Source organism: Paenimyroides tangerinum, from assembly GCF_003865405.1.
Taxonomy (GTDB): domain Bacteria; phylum Bacteroidota; class Bacteroidia; order Flavobacteriales; family Flavobacteriaceae; genus Flavobacterium; species Flavobacterium tangerinum.
In genome coordinates this window covers 1-2,235 of sequence record NZ_RQVQ01000095.1, presented here as the reverse complement: position 1 = coordinate 2,235, position 2,235 = coordinate 1, and the positions used below count along the sequence as shown (strand labels likewise).

The window sequence follows — 2,235 nt, the reverse complement described above, 5'->3', positions numbered from 1 at the left end:
TTATCTCATAAACGAAGATTATACGTTTGAAAAAGGGTTTGATAAGGAAATCTTATTCAAACGATTGGATGACCGTAAGGCTCCTTATTACATAAAAGTCGATGAAAATCAAAACGTCGGATATAACTATGGAACATTGCCCTATTTTAGTTCACTCATTAAAATTAATCCTCTATGAAACACAAACTTTTTATACTAATAATCTTATGCTTATTCACAACCTTTTCATTTGCTCAAAAGAATGAAGATGTAATCGTTGAGCCGGAACCTCATAAACCGGAACAATATTTTAAAGATTATAATCCTACCGGAATAAAGACGGTTTACATCATTTCTAAAAATAAGAATACAAACTTTGTTAACGATACACTCAATGTAGAATGCTACAATAAGCAGGGACTAAAAACGCAAATTATCAGATACGAAAAAAACATCCCTGCCGATATTTTGGACATATCATATGATGAAAAAGGGAATCGCAAGGAGAGTATCTATTCTTTAGTCAAAGTAAAAGATAGAACAGGAATTTCCAGATTCAAATATGATCAACATAATCAATTATTGGCAGAAGAATATCAATCCGTCTTTGCTGGAAAGACGGAACGAACCGTTGATAAAAAATACACCTATGACAACCAAAAATTAGTAGAAAGAAAAATTTATCAAAGCAATACACTTTCTCAGACGGATTCTTTTTTCTACAACAAAGAAAGGTTAGTCTTACATAAACAAACTTACCATACAGGAAACAATAATTATGAAAATATCTATACTTACAATGGATCTGGGCTATTGACCAAAAGAGAAACTTATAGCTATTATAACTATAATCAGAAAAATATTTTCGGAAAAGCAGAATATAGCTATAAAGACGATCAATTGGTATATGTATCAGAAATGGAAGGTCTGAACCTGCAAAACAATGAACCTGTTCATATCCGTTATGATTACGATGAAAAGGGTAAAATTTCTAAAATGCGTGTTGAGTACAAATCTTTTTACAGAGAAGTTACTTATACCTATGATGGGCAGAAAATAGTTTCAATATGTGTGAACACAAATACAGATAACAGTGCCTACATGAAATTTTGGACATCAACATTTGGAAACTATATAGATAAAATGCCATTTGATTACAAAGAAGAATTTGGCTATGATTCAAAAAACAACTTTATAAGTAAAAAGATATCTATAAATGATGAACTGGTAAATGAGGTTAGTTACATCATTGAATATTATTAAAATTATACGAATGAGAGGATGTAAAATATCTTAAATCTTAAAAATATGAAACACAAACTTTTAATACTTACGTTTTTTATCCTCTTATCGGGATTGGCTTTTGGGCAGGATACACTGAAAGTCAAAAATCACATTGAGGGTGTTGTACTTCCCCCAATGACCGGAGAGCCAGGCAAAGTGAACAAAGACCTTGTTTTAATTAGAAAGCATAACACGTATGTTCTGTCACAACAGGAAAAAGATTCGGTTTGGAACTCCATATATACCAATGCCATTACGCAAAACCTGCTGAAGGATGACCCTGCAATAGTTAAAGATAATTGGTATCTGCCGGAACATACTCAAAACCTATTGGCTGTCCTTAATGTAGGAACACTCAGCTATAATGAGAAAAGCGAAGTTCTTATCAAGAGGATATATGCGGATAAAGAAAGGGAGTTAGTGAGGGTGTATGGAGGAGGAAGATCGCCATACAGTGTCAAAACAGACACTATACATTCCAAAGAACTTGCTTTGCAAAGCTTTTTGAATAGACAACTGAACCCAGACGTTAATTTAAGTAAATCTGTAAGCGGCATTATTTCCCTTGAATTTGATTTTACGCTGAATCAACCAATAAGGGCAAATGTCTATAAATACAATTCGTCATCGCTGAAAAAAATCGTTAGAATAATCAAAAGAACCAAGATAGAAAGAATTGATTTAAGCGGTGGAATTGAGAACCATCCGCCTAATACGCTTATTCTTTATTACAAAAAGAAATAACATTAAAAAAATGAAACACAAACTATATATACTAATATCGTTTATCTTCTTGTCGGGAATGGCTTTCGGGCAGACAACTGGCAAAAATGTATTTAATATCAAAATCAGATTTGATAAAGAAATACCTGTCGATAAAATAGAAGGGTTTTATAATCAGGAAGGGCTTAAGAATAGCTTTCAATATGTAAATTATAGGATAGATAAAATAAAAAACGAAATAGAGCTATT

At 32.1% G+C, this 2,235-nt stretch carries 3 protein-coding genes; all 3 read left to right on the top strand.

The genetic code is table 11. The features are described from left to right. Positions 1-174: 174 nt before the first annotated feature. Positions 175-1,242, top strand: coding sequence for a hypothetical protein (locus EG240_RS16275; RefSeq protein WP_125020382.1), 1,068 nt, complete (start codon positions 175-177; stop codon positions 1,240-1,242). A 45-nt stretch (positions 1,243-1,287) separates the two neighbouring features. After that, positions 1,288-2,007 carry a hypothetical protein gene (locus tag EG240_RS16270; RefSeq protein ID WP_125020381.1) on the top strand — a complete coding sequence of 240 codons (720 nt, stop codon included), beginning with the start codon at positions 1,288-1,290 and terminating at the stop codon, positions 2,005-2,007. 10 nt (positions 2,008-2,017) lie between these two features. Further along, the coding region (locus EG240_RS16745) for a hypothetical protein (RefSeq protein ID WP_203229338.1) at positions 2,018-2,235 on the top strand (218 nt) is incomplete at its 3' end.

Coding starts and splice junctions, on each gene's coding strand:
- EG240_RS16270 (WP_125020381.1), top strand. CDS start 1,288: ATGAAACACAAACTTTTAATACTTACGTTTTTTATCCTCTTATCGGGA.
- EG240_RS16275 (WP_125020382.1), top strand. CDS start 175: ATGAAACACAAACTTTTTATACTAATAATCTTATGCTTATTCACAACC.